At 40.3% G+C, this 16,272-nt stretch carries 10 protein-coding genes; 2 read left to right on the top strand and 8 right to left on the bottom strand.

Annotated features, from left to right (window positions below):
* Positions 1-137: 137 nt before the first annotated feature.
* The 4 genes from DDZ16_RS03375 to DDZ16_RS03360 all read right to left on the bottom strand — a co-directional run bounded on the left by DDZ16_RS03375 (position 138) and on the right by DDZ16_RS03360 (position 7,734).
* On the bottom strand, positions 138-3,383 hold the full coding sequence (locus tag DDZ16_RS03375; RefSeq protein ID WP_109263024.1) for a S41 family peptidase: 3,246 nt from the start codon (positions 3,381-3,383) through the stop codon (positions 138-140).
* A 300-nt stretch (positions 3,384-3,683) separates the two neighbouring features.
* A complete protein-coding gene (locus DDZ16_RS03370; RefSeq protein ID WP_109263023.1) occupies positions 3,684-4,097 on the bottom strand; it encodes a hypothetical protein in 414 nt (137 codons plus the stop codon).
* A gap of 101 nt (positions 4,098-4,198) precedes the next feature.
* A complete protein-coding gene (locus DDZ16_RS03365; RefSeq protein WP_109263022.1) occupies positions 4,199-6,382 on the bottom strand; it encodes a hybrid sensor histidine kinase/response regulator transcription factor in 2,184 nt (727 codons plus the stop codon).
* A gap of 167 nt (positions 6,383-6,549) precedes the next feature.
* Positions 6,550-7,734 (bottom strand): alpha/beta hydrolase, encoded by a 1,185-nt coding sequence (locus tag DDZ16_RS03360; RefSeq protein WP_109263021.1) that lies wholly within the window; start codon positions 7,732-7,734, stop codon positions 6,550-6,552.
* A gap of 630 nt (positions 7,735-8,364) precedes the next feature.
* Between DDZ16_RS03360 and DDZ16_RS03355 the strand changes: the two genes are divergently transcribed.
* Positions 8,365-8,628 carry a DUF3781 domain-containing protein gene (locus tag DDZ16_RS03355; protein ID WP_198416669.1) on the top strand — a complete coding sequence of 88 codons (264 nt, stop codon included), beginning with the start codon at positions 8,365-8,367 and terminating at the stop codon, positions 8,626-8,628.
* 51 nt (positions 8,629-8,679) lie between these two features.
* On the opposite strand, the gene DDZ16_RS03350 is transcribed toward DDZ16_RS03355, so the two are convergent.
* The 4 genes from DDZ16_RS03350 to DDZ16_RS03335 all read right to left on the bottom strand — a co-directional run bounded on the left by DDZ16_RS03350 (position 8,680) and on the right by DDZ16_RS03335 (position 13,349).
* Complete coding sequence (locus tag DDZ16_RS03350; RefSeq protein WP_109263019.1) at positions 8,680-9,198, bottom strand: nitroreductase family protein; 519 nt, start codon at positions 9,196-9,198, stop codon at positions 8,680-8,682.
* Positions 9,199-9,266: 68 nt separating this feature from the next.
* Entirely contained in the window at positions 9,267-9,902 is a 636-nt protein-coding gene (locus tag DDZ16_RS03345) for an NAD(P)H-binding protein (RefSeq protein WP_109263018.1), read from the bottom strand.
* A gap of 17 nt (positions 9,903-9,919) precedes the next feature.
* A complete protein-coding gene (locus DDZ16_RS03340) occupies positions 9,920-12,322 on the bottom strand; it encodes a TonB-dependent receptor (RefSeq protein WP_109263017.1) in 2,403 nt (800 codons plus the stop codon).
* 616 nt (positions 12,323-12,938) lie between these two features.
* On the bottom strand, positions 12,939-13,349 hold the full coding sequence (locus DDZ16_RS03335) for a response regulator (RefSeq protein WP_109263016.1): 411 nt from the start codon (positions 13,347-13,349) through the stop codon (positions 12,939-12,941).
* 172 nt (positions 13,350-13,521) lie between these two features.
* Between DDZ16_RS03335 and DDZ16_RS03330 the strand changes: the two genes are divergently transcribed.
* Positions 13,522-16,206 (top strand): serine hydrolase domain-containing protein, encoded by a 2,685-nt coding sequence (locus DDZ16_RS03330; RefSeq protein WP_232526538.1) that lies wholly within the window; start codon positions 13,522-13,524, stop codon positions 16,204-16,206.
* Positions 16,207-16,272: the final 66 nt, after the last annotated feature.

Genomic DNA, 16,272 nt, shown 5'->3' with positions numbered 1-16,272 from the left:
TTTCTTTGCACTTAATCATAAAAAAACAGCTAATCAAAAGAACAAAATTTACTGCACCGCCCGAATCTCGAAGTATTTCAATACTCCTTCGATTGGGCGGCTTATAAATTTTGCCCTTTTGACTTTTTCAGCAGTCCCTACTTAACCGGGGGCTCCGGGATTTCCGGAAGCGATTCGCGATTCTGCAATTCTTTCATAATTACGTCAATGGCCTTGTTGAGTTGTTGATCTTCCCCATTAAATTCTTTCCAGGGATCATTTTCAACCTCAATATCGGGCTTTACACCTTTTCCTTCGATAATCCATTCACCATCCATCGATAATGAGGTAAACTGTGGAATTCTCAGACTTGTTCCGTCAACAAATGGTAGTGAGCCTGTAATACCAACAATGCCTCCCCATGTGCGCGTACCAATGGTTTTTCCAATTCCCAAAGCGCGGAAGCCATGTGCAAAAAGATCTCCGTCGGAAGCAGAGTATTTATCAATCAATGCAACTTTAGGGCCGTTGAGTGTTTGGTTTGGCACCGGAGTCACTTCAGGGGAATTCCTTCTCATATTTACACGATAAGTTTCCCTGGCCAGGCGCTCCAGAATCATGGGGGAGACATTTCCTCCACCATTGCCCCGGTCATCAATTATCAGGGCTTTTTTGTCGAGCTGTGGATAGAAGAATCGAACAAACTTGTTGAGTCCGTTTGGCCCCATGTCAGGGATGTGCAGGTAACCCACTTGTCCGTCGGTAGCTTCGTTTACTTTCTTAATGTTCTCATTGACCCATTTGAAATAGTAAAGTTCGCTTTCGTCTGCGATGGGTTCAATCAGTACTTTTTCGGCTCCTTTGGTATTTGGCTTGCTGTTAACAAGCAATTCCACTGTCTGACCGGCTTTTCCAACTAACAATTTATAGATGTTATCCACTTCTTTTACTGACTTTCGGTCTACTTCAATAATGAAATCGCCTTCATTAATATTAACACCCGGGGCCTGAAGAGGAGAGGCCATTTGATCACTCCAGGGGGCGCCATCGAGGATCTCAGTAATTTGAAAATAACCCGATTTGTCTGCCTTAACAGAAGCGCCAAGAAGTCCTGTTTTTATGCGTTCAGGAGATGGTTTATCACCCGTATTGACATACGCATGTCCGGCATTCAATTCACCAATCATTTCTCCAATAATATAATTGAGATCATCGCGGTGATTGACATGCTTAACCATACTGCTGTATTTGTCGTAAACAGCTTGCCAATCGAGTCCATGCATGTTTTCCACATAGAAGAAGTCACGCATCTGTCGCCAAGACTCGTCAAAGATCTGTCTCCACTCGGCACGGTAATCGATGGTGGTTTTCATATTGGAAAGATCAATGGGCTCCTCTATTGTAACGGGTGACGAGGGCAGATCAATTACCTTCCAAGTCTTCCCTTTACCTATCAACATCTGTTTGCTATTGGGGGAGATGGTGTACAGATAATCACCAATTTTTTCTTCCTTCTCTTTTTTCAGGTCAAAAACATACATGCCTTCGCCGTTCTTGCGTTCCTGGTATCTTCTCAGGTAATAAACCTTGTCATTAACACAACTGATGCTGTAATACAGTGCAGGATCAATTGGCAAAGCAATAATTCGGCGGGCAATGCCATCAAAATCGATGCTGACAGAGACCTCTTCTTTATCGTTGCCATTTTCTTTCTTTTCTTCATCTCCCTCTATTTTCTCAACGGCTTCTACATCTTTGTTTTCCGTTGCAAAGGGAGACAGGGTTTCCTTTTCGAGCGTTGCCATGTAAACCCGGTAGCTGTTGATGTAGGCATGGTTCCACTCTGTGTTGCTGTAGGTGGGTGAAAAATCGCGTTGTGAAGTAAAAAGAAGGTATTTCCCATCTGCTGAAAAGGCCGGATATCCAGAATCGTACCATTTTTCTGTTATCATCCTGATGGTGCCATCCTCTATGTTGGCTACTTTAATAACATCCATTTGATTGGGCATTCCATCGGTGAAGGCCAGCCAGCGACTGTCGGGGCTCCAGCTGAAGTCGCCCAGCCTGTTGTGGTCACTTTTGGCAATCATTCGTGTATTGCCTGATGCAACCATAGTCAGCATTAAACGGTAGTGCTGGTCGTTCCAGGCAATGTAACGGCTATCGGGACTCCATCTCATATTAAATTTATAGGTGTCAGCCCCTTCTGTAAGTTTACGGGCTTCGCCTTCTCCGTCGGCGGGTTTAACCCATATTTCATATTCTCCGCTTTGATCAGACAGCCAGGCCATCCATTTGCCGTTTGGGGAATATTCTCCGTTACGGTCATGCACACCCGAGGTTTGAGTATGGTTGTATGTGAGCCCCTCTTCAGAGGGAACAGAAAACAGTTCCCCATGAGCAGAGAAAAGAACGCGCTTCCCTTGCGGGGATAAAGAGGCTTCCTGTATATCATCCGATACCTCTTTTATTTCCTCACGGGCAAATATCATATCGTTGTTGATCTTTATCGGAACCTGCTTAATTACACGAGTATCTGCATTAAAGGTGAAAATATAGCCGCCTTTTTCAAAAACTATGGTTTTACCATGGTGTGAAGGGAATTTGATGTCATAATCAGAAAAATCAGTCACCTTCTCAATTTCTTCGGTTTCTGTATTGTAAGAAAACAGGTTCATTGTGCGGGAACGATCCGAAAGAAAAAACACTTCATTTTTAATCCACATAGGAAAAATATCCTGAGCATTGTTGTTGGTTATGGCTTTGGTCTCATGGGTATTAAAGTCGTGAATCCAAACTTCATCGGCCATTCCACCCCGGTAATATTTCCAGGTTCTGAATTCTCGGAAAACTCTGTTGTACGCCATTTTTGACCCATCAGCGTTGAAAGATGAAAAACCGCCTTCCGGGAATGGGAGTTCTTCTGGAAGGCCTCCATTGACAGAGGCCTTATACAAGCTTCCTTTGAAAGAATTAAAGGATTTCCTGCGTGTGCGAAATACGACATCCTGACCGTCGGGCGTCCATGTCATCACAATGTTATTGGGCCCCATACGGTCCGATACATCGTCACGCCCCAGGGTAGCAGTGTAAGTTATTCTTTCGGGGCTACCACCTTCGGCCGGTATGATAAATACTTCGGTATTGCCATCATATTGGCCTGTAAAGGCAATTTGAGATCCGTCGGGGGAAAAACGGGCAAACATTTCCATCCCTTTGTGGGAGGTGATTTTTCTGGCAGTACCTCCTTCAATGGGCACAGTATAGAGGTCCCCTGCATAGGTAAAAACAATTTGATCGCTGCTGATGCCCGGGAAACGCATCAGTCTGGCTTCTTCGGCTGTCATTAAAGCCGGCAGCATTAGTAGCCATGACAGGCTAAGGAACAGTTTTTTTAGGCTCATAATCTATTGGTTTTTAATTTAAGTATTTTTAAATCGGGTATGAGTCTTAGGGTACAAGGTTCATTTTTTTCGAATATGCAATTTACAAGTTTTATTCAATACGGGGCAAACGCGTGATGTATGGGGGTGAAAATGGGTTTGCAAAGTGTTTAGATTTGGTTGTTGGTTTAATGTTTGTAATTGATTCCTGAACAAAAACGTTGAAGTGTCGAAAATGTTTTGTTTGTTTTCTGCAAAGATCAATAAAGGCCCGGGGCAAATTTTTTATTCTGACACACTCTTCCTTCATTGCGGTATGGATTAAAGACTGAATGTTTGTTCGTAGGTTTTATTTCGAGATATAGGGTGCATGATTAATTCGAGAGTATTTGGAAAGTTGCCGCAGGGGTACATGAGAGTCTCAATAAAATTTGGAACCTTGCTGCAGGGGTGCAGGATATTTTCGATAGTATTTGAAAATATGCCGTAGGGGTACGGGAAGATTTCCACAAGATTTGGAATCATGCTGCAGGGGTGCATGAGAGTTTCGATAAAATTTGGAACCTTCTTGCAGGGGTGCATGACGTTTACGATAGCATTTGAAAGTTTGCCGCAGGGGTACGGGATGAATTCCACAAGATTTGGAACCTTGATGCAGGGGTGCCGGATGTTTTCGAGAGTATTTGAAAATATGCCGTAGGGGTAAGGGAAGATTTCCACAAGATTTGGAATCATGCCGCAGGGGTGCATGACTTTTTCAACCGTAATTGAAATCGCCCTGCAGACTAAAGGCGATTCTCGATAAATTTCAGGATTGTGCCGTTGGTGTATATCGATTAGTTTCTCTTGTGTTTGCCGTTGTACTGATTTTGGTATTGTGAAGGACTTTGGCCAAACTCATCTTTAAATATGTCACTGAAAGTGGACAGCGTTTTCATGCCGACCTCATAGCTAACCTCAGTGATATTCATCGAAGTGGTTAGCAGCAGATGCCTGGCATGTTGCATGCGTAATTTCCGAATATATTTTGAGGCCGACATATTGGTCAGGGCTTTAAATTTCCGGTAGAGTTGAGATTTACTCATGGCCATTTCTTCACAAAGAGAATGAACATCATAATTTTCATCCCGTAAATGTTTTTTTACACTGGCGTTTACTTTTTTCATAAACTTATCTTCGCGTCGGGTTGATTGGTTGCCTGGCTCAATCAGGGACTCTCCATTTTTATAGCGTTGAATTAATGTCCATCTAAGCTCCAGTAATTTTTTTATGCGAACAAGGAGTTCCTGCTGGTTAAAGGGCTTTTCAATGTAAGCATCTGCACCTTGGTCTAATCCCTCAATCCGTGATGGAAGATCTGCTTTTGCAGTCAGCAGTATAATAGGGATGTGGCTGGTTCGGTAATCGTTTTTTAGTTTTTCACATATCTGAAAACCATCCATTTCCGGCATCATAACATCGCTGATTATAAGGTCCGGGATCAGGTTAATTGCCATGTTGTATCCTTCCTTGCCATTTGGAGCCACATCTATTGAAAAAAGATATTGATAGCAAGACTTCAGGTAATTAACCAAGTCCGAATTGTCTTCTATAATTAGCACTCTTGGTTTGTTATTGTCAATGGCGGGAGTGGGGTTTTCAGAACCCGTTTTATTCAAATGATTTCTGTCAATGGGTTCTTCTTCCGTATAATCTTTCAAAATAAATTTTCTTTTCGCCTGATCCGTTACAGGAAGTTTTACTGTAAAAACAGTTTCATTACCAGGATTACTTGTCACTGCAATGGTTCCTTTTAATAAGGTTACCAGTTCTTTGGTCAGTGCCAACCCTATACCTGTGCCTCCAACATTGCGAGTTGATTGATCATCGACCTGATAAAACCTGTCAAATACCTTATTTATATTCTCTTGAGAAATACCTGTGCCATTATCAATTATTTCGATACAAAGATAATTGCCTACGATCTTTACTTTCAACCTGATCTTTACGCCTGGTTGAGAAAATTTAATAGCATTGTGCAACAGATTTGAGACGATGGTCGTGATTTTATCCGGATCGAAATCCAGTTCGTAGGATTGACTTTCTGCGTCAAAGATGAAAATCAGGTTTTTTTCCTGAGCATAATACTCTTGAAGTTGAAAAATGTACCGTAAAAAGGGAATAATGTTACCATGGATCATGTTCACTTTTAAATTGCCTGATTCAAGCTTACTTATATCCAGCATTTGAGTGACTAACTGGAGGAGACTTTTCCCGTTTTTTGAAATAGTCTCTGCGTTGTTCCGGATGGTTTCATCAGCTTCAGATTTTAGTGAATCAGCCAGTCCAAGGATAACGGTTAATGGTGTTCGAAATTCATGGGTTATATTGGTGAAAAGACGGGTTTTTGCTTCATTGATTTCTTTTTGACGTTTTGCTTCCCGTTGTTCAAGGCCGGTAAAGAGTCTTTGTGAGTAAAGGGCAAATATGAATACATAGCTGGTTATGACTGTTAAATTAAGCGTGAAAAACAATTTATTCTGCGTGGCATTCAATGTGTTGTTAGCCATCATGTTATCATCCAGAAAAAAAAGGCCAACCACGCAAAAGAGAAATAATAAAAAAATGGAAATCATTCGCCATTTGTTTTTGAAAACCATTGTTTTAAGTACCGGAGCAGCCCCCAGAAAGATAATTCCTCCACTATTTAACAAACCACCCATTCGAGCTACAAAGTAGGTGACAATTAAAAGTGTTATTGCTTGCTGAACAATGATTTTGGATTCGACTTTTTTAAATAGAAAACTTCCGGCAATGGTTGTCAGACTGCCAATAATTATTAAGCTTAGACTATAATGCACCAGAATATCAGCTTCCAGAACAAATGAAATAACCAACAAGTTGAATACCAAAATAAAGGCCATTATCGATTCAGCTATAAAATATTTATAGAGAGTAGTTTCATAGATGTTCGTATTGCCTTTGGGAATAAGGCTTTCGAGTTGCCTGTCGACGGCTTTTATGTATTTCCCATTTTTCATGATTTAGAGTGTTGGCTTAAATTGTGTTAGATGTGTTTGTTATTTCACTGCCATTTTGGGCTTTGTTATACAATTTACGACAGAAATCAAGGATCATGCAGCAAAAGATGTGAGATTATATGAATAAAAAGGAGGCCATTTTTTTATTAATGACCTCCTGAGTTCATTTAATCCTTTTCAGGAAAATCGTTCGATAAATTGCCCCAGACTTTTGCCAGGCGCTCGTACAAGTTGCTTATGTGTGTACCATTGTAAGTGTCAAATTCATGTTTAATATGCATTGCTTCGAGTTGTTGATGAAGCATGAGGTTGACTTGGTACATGCCAAGATCATCGTTTTCCCCGCAATCAAAATAAACTGTTTTTAGCTGTCTCAGTCCTTTTTCATTTTGGCGGGTTTGCGCAAGAAGGTTTTGATTGTCAATTTTATTCATTAAGTCAGAATCAATAACAGGGATACCATTGATAAAAGTGTAAGGGAGCTCACAATAATAGGGGGGATTATTAAGATCCGGAAGCCAGAACTGACAGATTGCATAGCTTGTGTTTGTAGCAAACTTAAAGAGGCTTTCCGGGTTGTAAGGAACAGGGCCAGCTGGTACTCCCTGTTGTTGCCACATCAAATCTTCGTATGCTGAATAGGATGCTATTTGTTGAAAGTGTTGTTCGGTGAAATGAGCAGGGGAAAGTGCTCCAACATACCGGAATGTGTGAGGGTGGCGCATGGCAATATTTAAAGCTCCATAACCACCGGCACAATGACCTGAAATGGCACGCCAGTTAAAATGGGGGATCGTCCGGAAGTGGCTATCCATATAGTCTACCAGATCTTTTACAATGTAATCTTCGAAATTCCCAAGGATTTCAGAATTCTGATAGAGACAAGGACCGAATAAGGTCCGGGCATCAGGCATTACAATAATGCACTCTTTCATATTGCCACTTTCCATCAAATCATCGACCCAGTTTTTAAATCCTTGTTGGGGGAAATCAACTCTGGCTTGTAACATGGCCAGTTCAAAAAATGCCTCAAAAGGTTCGGGGGAAATTAGCATATTTTCCCATGACGGCACTCCATGAAGGAAATATATTACCGGGAATCGTTTTTCAGGGCAGGAATCGTAGGACTTTGGTAAGTAAATATTGACGTTTCTGAAGGCAGGCAGGCCCATTAAATTGCCTTCTAATGAAGGACTCTCAAACTGAATTGTTTTAAGATCTCCTTCAGAATTCGTTTCATTCTTTAGCTGCGACACATCAGATGAAATAGCAGGATCAAGCAAAGTGTCTTCCTGGCAGGAAAAAGCCAGCAAGACAACCAATAAGCTGGTGAAAAATGATTTAGTTTTCATGATGCATAATAAATTAAGTTTATTTTATACCATCAAAATTAGGCAGGGCGCATGAAAACCAGTTTCTCAAAAATCCCATTTATTTACTCATTCCTCCCCAATTTGAAACAATTGGTACCATTGGATTTCGGAAGTTCACCATAAGGTTGGATTCGGTACGGCAGGTATAGACTTTCAATTATGGCAGATTTGGTCTTAAGTTATCGTTCAATTGAATAAAATACCTCAAATTACTGATCGCTTCTATCCCTCAAAACCGCCGGGCGAAGGGACCGGCCTTTGGATGTCAATTACCTGTATATGTGGATGGTGAAGATATTTTTCTTTAACAAAGATTGGATAAAATGTTTGGGCTAGTGTCAAGTCAAGCATAGTCTGACGGCCCAAGCCTTGCTCTTTCTACCTTGTGCTTCTCAAAAAAAAGACTCACGTAGCTACGGCTATGCTTACTTTTTTGTTGTTTTGCACAAGTTGAAAAATAGCGGCGGCTTACCCGACATTCTACACTTAACTTGACACTAGTGTGATATTTATTAAATTAGAGAATGGATTTAGTAATCGTCACATCAAGGGGGGTGATAAATTGTTTGATAATCTGGGGGGTTGCTTCAGGAAGTTTAAAATATGACAATGAGTAAAAGGGAAATAATTGAAAATATTTGTTACACTGATTTGGTTTACGGAAGGATAAATAAGAAGCTGAATATTAGTTTTTCAAAGGAGCAGATAGAAGGTTTTTTAGGAAGGGTTTTGAAGGAAACTGATGAGAGTTGCTTTATCCGGAAAGGCAAAAATTTTTATGTCTTCAATACAGAGAATAACATTAGAATTACAATCAATTCGAATACATTCAGAATTATAACTGTTGATAGAATTAAGGAATCAGGGAGTTAAAAAATCCCACTTACCATAAGAAGCGGGATCTTTTATCTAAAATTATCAGAACTAAAACTTTTCATAATGTACGCGATCCCATAAAAGTACATCCTCAGAATAAGGCTGTCGTTCCTTTGCTTTATAACCAAAAGCCATAATGCCTAAAACTTCAAGGTTTTCGGGTGCGTTAATGACTTCTTTTACATTGTCTCCGGCGGTGGAGCCTTCCTCATCTAAACGCAATCTTATTTGAATCCAGGTGGAACCCAGTCCGATGGATTCAGCGGTCATCTGCATCAAAATGGAGGCGATAGAGCAATCTTCAACCCAAACATCGCTTTTTCCGGCATCACCCAGCACAACAATGCCAAGAGGGGCATTGGCCAGGAATGAGGCCCCATGGGGCTTGCATTGGGAAAGCTGCTCAAGGGTTTGCGAATCTTCAACTACCACAAATTCCCATGGACGATTGTTTTTTGAGGTTGGTGACCACAAAGCAGCTTTGAGTAACTGATCAATTTTTTCTTGCTCTACTTTATCGGCGGTGAATTTTCTTGTACTTCTTCTTTTCTGTATAAGGTCAAGCATAGTTGTTAAATTTTGATTCAAAGGTAAGCAATATTATGTGAGGGAACAATAAAGGTATTTATGACCTTTTAGAGGGCTGTGTTTTCAATGATTTTTACCTTTTGCGACGAGCGAAGGGTTTCTTTTACCAGTGTTTGGGCAACTTTTATGGCTTTCACCGGGCGGTATTGCTTCAGGGGACCAATCATAATAAATGATAAAGGTTTCAATAGAATTTTGCCAATATCTTCACCTAATCGTTTTTCATTTCTTTTGCCAAGCAATAAAGAGGGACGAATAAAGACTGTATGTTTAAGCTCTGCCTTTCTCACCGTTTCTTCCATTTTTCCTTTGGTGCGTAAATAGAAATTATTGCTTGTTGCATCAGCCCCAATGGAACTTACTATTCCTAATCGACTTGTATTGGTCTCTGCACACTTTTCTGCAATTCGTTTTACCGCCAATAAATCCACCTCTTTGAAATCCTCTTTACTGCCTGCTTTTTTAATGGTGGTGCCAAGTGCACAAAATACAACATCGGTGTCTTCAGAAATTGAAAATTCATCGGTTTTAAAGGGCTTAAATACCATTTTTTTTCCTAAAAACATAGGTGGTTTTCGGGCATAGGAATAAATGGTTTCTACCTCGTCCATGCTTTGCAATATCTCCACAATTTGTTGTCCTACCAGTCCGGTAGAACCAAAAACGGCTGCTTTTATCTTCATGTCTTCCGCTTTCAGGATTAAAAAATAATTCGGAAATGGGGTACAATGAGAAGACCCAATTGATAGGTGTAATCAACATTTCCGGTTTTGCGTTCAAAATCTTCATCAAATATGTTTCGGGTATCAAACAGGTTTGATATTTCGATGCCCCATTCCTGGGTGACTTTTTTACCGTCAATTCGATAGCCAAAACTCAGATCGGTACGAAAATAGTCTTTTAATCGGATACCAAAAGTCTGATTGTAATTAAAATTTTGTTCGTATTCTCCTCCTGACAGAACTACATCAAATGGCGTTTTGCGTTTTCCGCCAGACCAAGTGGTTTTGACATCTGCATTAATAGATTTTCGCTTGACCGCATCTTCTGAACTCACAATAAACTCTTTGCCGACCAATAGATTAAAAACGAAATTGTTGTTAAATGCTGTGCTGTGAACGTTTCCGGATGAGTCTTTGTACTTTGATTCAAACACTGACCCTGTGAATAAGTAGTAAAAGCCATCGTGCAGAAATCGTTCAAGAGTCATCTCCAGACCATAATTCCAGCCTGTACCGGTGGCTTGCAGATAATCGGGAAAACTGATGTAAAAATTGGCACCCTCATTAAGCATGGAGTAGGACGTGTTTTGCGATTGGTCCACAGCAACATCGAATAAGTGTTGATAATAAGTTTCGAGTTTCAGCCTTGTTTTTTCACCCAGCCTTTTATCATAGCTCAGAACCAGGTGCCGGCTCTTGGTCATTGGAAGATTCAGGTTTGGTCTGATATATTCGCCTTGCTGATTGCGGACTTCACTAAAATAAAGATAAAGAGGAGCTGTTTGACTGTGCAGGCCGTAACCAAGCGATAAGGCCTGTCCTGGTTTTAAATGCCATGTTATTGCAGCCCGGGGTTCAATTACCGTTTCTTCAGTTAATCCAAAATAGGAGAGACGAAGTCCTGTGGTGATTTCCAGCTGGTCACTGATTTTATACAGCCATTGTGTCCATGGCTGCCAAAGGGAAGTACGTCCTGATTCGTTGGTGATGACTTCAAGAACTTCCAGGTCCCGATTGTAGGCACTGTCATTGTAATTATACCCAAGTTTTTTGTAATAAAACCCTCCTTTGAAAATATGGTGTTTGTTGAATTTTTTATTGATGTAGGATGATATATTTAAGTTCCTTTCTACAAAAAAACTCCGGTAATTGGCAAATTTACTTGTTCTGTCTTCCGACAAAGAGTCACGAATGACTCGGTTTCTGTGTCCACTGATACCGAGGGTGGTTTTTAAATAAGTTGTTTCATTCAGGATTTTGGAAGAAGAGATGCCTGCCAGCCCCATATAAACTCCGTTGGTTAGGTCAAAACCTGTAGAAGTGTATAAGTCAGATTCACTGTTTTCTTTCTCGCGACTGTCCCGGATTTCAATATCGCTGATTCCCCCCAGTCCGAAAATGGAGGTTTTACCAAGTGTAGTTGATGAAAAATCTGCTTTAAAGCTTAAATCCTGATAATAGGGAATACCTGACGTACCAAAGTTGAAACCCAGTTTGTCAAATAAACTGAGGGAAGAATAGCGGTAATTGATGAGAAATGAGGAATTGCCATTGGTTGAAAAGGGCCCTTCAGCTCCAGCCTCAAATCCGTTAAATCCTACCTGGCCAATAAATTCATAGTTGCGATTATTGCCTTGTCTCATCTTAAGGTCAAAGACCCCGGCTGTGGCATTGCCGTATTCCGCCGGAAAGGCACTGGTCATAAAGTCGCTATTGGTAAGTAGAGAATTGTTTAGCATACTTACCGGCCCACCCGTGGTTCCGGTTGCCCCAAAGTGATTAGGATTGGGGATGTCCATGCCTTCAAGTCTCCAAAGCAATCCTGTGGGACTGTTTCCTCTGATAACAATGTCGTTTCGGGAATCATCGTTTCCTGCTACCCCTGCGTAGTTTTGTGCCATGCGCGCCACATCGTTACGGCTGCCTGCATACCTTTCAGATTCTTCCACCGTAAAACTGCGGGCACTCACTTTTGCCATTTCATTTGATGGTCTGTCCTTCCTTCTTTTTCCAACAATGGTGATTTCTTCACCCATTATTACTTTTTCTTCGAGTTGTATGTTCAGGATTAGTTCTTTGCCTGAGCTCAGAGATACATTGTTAATGAGTTGAGGATGATAGCCCAGAAATGAAAATTTTAGAGACACTCTTCCCACCTGGATATTTCGGAGTTCATAGTAACCATCTTCATTGGAAATAGTTCCTTTTGTCGGGGAACTGCTAATTAAAATCACATTTGCCCCCGGAAGGGGTTGCATGGTGTCTTTATCTAAAATGCGTCCTCTGATGTTTTGTGTGGGAGCCTGATTGGTTGGATTGCCTGTTGCCTGTGGCGAAAGGAATAGCAATAAAGATATGTAAATCAGGATGTGACGTTCCATAGAGAATAAATTCTTATTCCTTAAGATAATAGTCTGTTATCCCGATGGTTCGGGATTGCAATGAGCTTTGAATCAATTGTTTATGGATTAATGGCATTTCAATCTAACACTCGGATTATCAGCCGTTTATGATTTATCTTTTATCTGAGTAAAGTCATAAACCATTTAAAATGTGTTTTTATAATTTTCTTAATTTTTTAAATATGCCGCAAAAAGAATCAAAATTTCTTATATTCGAAAGTTTCCAGCTTCTAACTACCAGCCTCCAGCTTCTAACTTCCAGCCTCCAGCCTCCAGCTTCCGGCTTCCGCGCGGCTGGGCTACTTTTATCTAAGTAAAGTCATAAACCATTTAAAATGTGTTTTTTATAATTTTCTTAGTTTTTTAAATATGTCGCAAAAAGAATCAAAGTTTCTTATATTCGAAAGTTTCCAGCTTCTAACTTCCAGCCTCCAGCTTCCGGCTTCCGCGCGGCTGGGCTGCTTTTATCTAATATCTAAAACTCTAACTATCTATTGTTAAGATTGAAATGTTCCTTTTTGTTCAATTTTTGAGATGTAACAAAAAAAAAAGGTGCCTTTAAAAAAGCACCTTTGAAATATAGACTGAAAAAGCCTTAGTTGTTGTTATTGAGGAATTTTGATAACGTTTCTATCAAAATTTGCAAACGAATGGGCTTTGCAAGATAATCATCGCATCCGGCCTCCATGCATTTTTCTCTTTCTCCGGACATAACGTGGGCTGTTTGAGCAATAACGGGTACTTCCGGATTTGCTTTTTTGATTTCCCGTGTGGCAGCATAACCATCCATAACGGGTAATTGAAGATCCATCAAAACAAGATCTACTTTATTGCCGTTAAACAAATCGATGGCTTGTTGGCCGTCTTTGGCCCAGAGAATTTTTGCATTGGTTCTTCTGAGAGCGGCATCGAAAAAGATTTTATTGGTATCAACATCTTCTACGACCAATATTACCTTATCACCCCAGTCTTGATTTAATGCATTACTTAAACTTGAATCCGACATATCTTCATTAGGTTAAAAATTATTTTGAACCTCCTCTTTTATTAATAGACCAAATTAACACTTTATTTTTTAAATTTCCTGAGAAATAAAAGGAAAAATGCGCTTAAAAATGTTTTTGTAAAAAGATGCGGCTGATTCCTTGTTTTTTTGTTCTTTTGAAAGACTTGAAAAGTTGGAAAATCTAAATATTTGGAAGATTGGTGATGTGTTAAAAATGGTCAGGGAAAAGGTTTTATATCTTTGCATAGTATGTCTGGTGTTTCAAATTTCTGTTCATGCTCAACTGTCAGATAAAGAGGGGGGTGACGGATATGATAATTATGCGTCAGAGGTATTGCAAAACATGACTTTGTCAGACAAGGTTGCCCTTTTATTGTTGCCTTCGCAAAATGACTATTACACCTTTTCGCCGGAGAAACTGCCATATTCTCAAAATTTATTGTTATCCAATCAATGGCTTATAAACGGCATTGAAGGCTTTGCAACTGGGGAAGTGGATGTTCCTTTTCCAGATATTAGAGCTATCTCTCACCTTGAGGATGAAGCCACCTTAGAAATCCTTCGAAATGATTTATTGCATTTTGCAGCTCAGGAAGGGTATAAAGCAGTTGTTGCTTCCAATCACTATTTGTTTTCCGGTACAGGCATTAATTATATTGATGAGCCAAAGGATGACAGGGACTTTACACTCTGGTTTTTGGGCAATCAGCGTGAAGACAATTTACCGGTTTTTGAAATGCCGGCAGATCTTTTTTCTAAAAATATTCCTCTTCGTAAGATTAGTTTTAATTCCGGTTCATCCCAATCTGTGCAACCATGGGTTCTGCATCAGGACAAGAAAAAACCGGAAAATTTCGAAGATCTTTTAAGCTACGGAGGTGTTTTTCTTGCAGATAATCCGGAAAGAGAACATGCAAGAATTTTACGGGCTTTTCAATCCAATATGCTTCAGGAAGATGATCTGAACCGCGCTTGTGAAAGATTATTGACAAAAATAAATGAGGCTGGAATAAGGCTTCCTGATGTGAACAGAATTCCTGAAGGCGTGAGGATGTTTGCTAGAAGGCGCACTTTCGAAGAGGGGTTGCATTATTTTAGTGAACACAGGGAGCCTTTTTTCCCAGCCAACTTGTCAACAATTAACATTGAGTTGATTGCTGATGTTGAAGATCAAAAGGCAGAGGCCTTTGCCCAAATGGTTGATTTTCATTTGCCAAATTTTGAAACCAGTAGTCAACCCGGAGACTATCTCCTCTGGCTTTTTGATGGTGAAAATCTCACGGATTCGATATTGGCAGATAGGATGTCTGAAATAAGACAGGGGCACCCCAATTCCGGAATTGCTTTGTTTCTTGCTGATGCCGGGAGTTACTTTCAGAACCATCCATTACCATATGGGATTGATGCTCTTTTTACTGGTAGTTCTGATTGGCCTCTGGTTTGGGAGTATCTGGGGCAGGCCGCTTTTTCAGGTGTTCCGCTAAAAAAATCGGTTAGGCGGGAAGAATGTTTTTCTGGCGTCAGGCATCTTTCAAGAGAACTGCCAAAGACAAGATTAAAAATAGGAATTCCTGAAGAAGTCGCCCTGCATCGGGATAGCCTTAATAAAATTGATGAACTTATTGCTGAAGCTATCCAAACCAAGGCAACTCCCGGAGCTCAGGTTTTGATTGCCAGAGATGGCATTGTGGTATGGAATAAATCATATGGATACCATACCTATCAAAAAAAGTACCCGGTAAAGACTAATGATATTTATGATTTAGCATCTGTGACTAAGGTTACAGCTACCGTGCCGTCATTGATGAAGCTTTATGAAGAGCAAGCCTGGGCTTTAAAGGATTCATTGGGGCGTTTCTTTGTGGAATCTGATACCACCGAAAAAAGCGGAATTACTATTAAAGATTTGTTGTTGCATGAGAGCGGGCTGCCCTCCTTTATTCCATTTTACCTTAATACCATTGATAAGGATAGGTTGAACGGAAATGTTTTTGGACGCAGGTATTCATGGAAATATAATATCAAGCTTGACAACTATATTTATCTCAACAGAACAGTTTCCTATCGGCGGGATGTGTTTCACTCCAAGGCAGATAGTGTTTTTTCAATTCCGGTTGCCGAAAATATGTTTATGAATACCGGATATCTTGATTCCATTATGCATCAGGTTCTTGAGGCTCCAATGAGAACCAGGCATAATTATCTTTACAGTGATTTGGGTTTTTATTTTCTGGGACAGTTGATCCCAAAACTTTCTGGTCATTCTTTGAATTATTTTTCAAGAATGCACTTTTACAACCCAATAGGTATGTATAACACTTCCTTTTTGCCATCTATGGTTTTTTCACGCAATAAAATTGTTCCTACAGAAGATGACAGAGCCTTTCGAAAACAACTATTGGATGGTTGGGTGCATGATCCCGGCGCTGCCATGATGGGCGGTGTTGCCGGTCATGCCGGACTTTTCTCCAATTCATTAGATTTGGCAAAGTTGATGCAACTGTATCTGAATGGAGGTACCTATGGAGGGAAAAGATATCTTGAGGATTCTGTGCTGGAGATGTTTACCGGAACCTATAATGATGAGAACAGACGCGGTCTGGGTTTTGATAAACCACAACCTGACACAACCAAGGTTAGTCCCGCCTCTTATTACGCTTCACCTGCCTCTTTCGGACACAGTGGATTCACCGGAACTTTGGTTTGGGCCGATCCTGAAACAAGACTTATTTACATTTTCTTGTCTAACCGGATACATCCCAATCAATACAACAAAAAACTGATTGAAGAAAATTACCGTACACGCCTTCAGGATATCGCTTATCGCGCCATTATTAGTAGCAGCCGGGAGGAGTAATGTACAACGGTGATTTTGATAAATGGTTATATATTTATATATTTGATTGTAACCAATTTAGATTTT

This window comes from Marinilabilia rubra (assembly GCF_003121985.1).
GTDB classification, from domain to species: Bacteria; Bacteroidota; Bacteroidia; order Bacteroidales; family Marinilabiliaceae; genus Marinilabilia; species Marinilabilia rubra.
The sequence above is the reverse complement of the archived record's forward strand: the minus strand, read 5'-3'. Positions and strand labels throughout refer to the sequence as shown.

Bases quoted from the DNA above. Each gene is read 5' to 3' on its own strand.
- DDZ16_RS03375 (WP_109263024.1), bottom strand. From the start codon at position 3,383: ATGAGCCTAAAAAAACTGTTCCTTAGCCTGTCATGGCTACTAATGCTG.
- DDZ16_RS03370 (WP_109263023.1), bottom strand. From the start codon at position 4,097: ATGATTCCAAATCTTGTGGAAATCTTCCCTTACCCCTACGGCATATTT.
- DDZ16_RS03365 (WP_109263022.1), bottom strand. From the start codon at position 6,382: ATGAAAAATGGGAAATACATAAAAGCCGTCGACAGGCAACTCGAAAGC.
- DDZ16_RS03360 (WP_109263021.1), bottom strand. From the start codon at position 7,734: ATGAAAACTAAATCATTTTTCACCAGCTTATTGGTTGTCTTGCTGGCT.
- DDZ16_RS03355 (WP_198416669.1), top strand. From the start codon at position 8,365: ATGAGTAAAAGGGAAATAATTGAAAATATTTGTTACACTGATTTGGTT.
- DDZ16_RS03350 (WP_109263019.1), bottom strand. From the start codon at position 9,198: ATGCTTGACCTTATACAGAAAAGAAGAAGTACAAGAAAATTCACCGCC.
- DDZ16_RS03345 (WP_109263018.1), bottom strand. From the start codon at position 9,902: ATGAAGATAAAAGCAGCCGTTTTTGGTTCTACCGGACTGGTAGGACAA.
- DDZ16_RS03340 (WP_109263017.1), bottom strand. From the start codon at position 12,322: ATGGAACGTCACATCCTGATTTACATATCTTTATTGCTATTCCTTTCG.
- DDZ16_RS03335 (WP_109263016.1), bottom strand. From the start codon at position 13,349: ATGTCGGATTCAAGTTTAAGTAATGCATTAAATCAAGACTGGGGTGAT.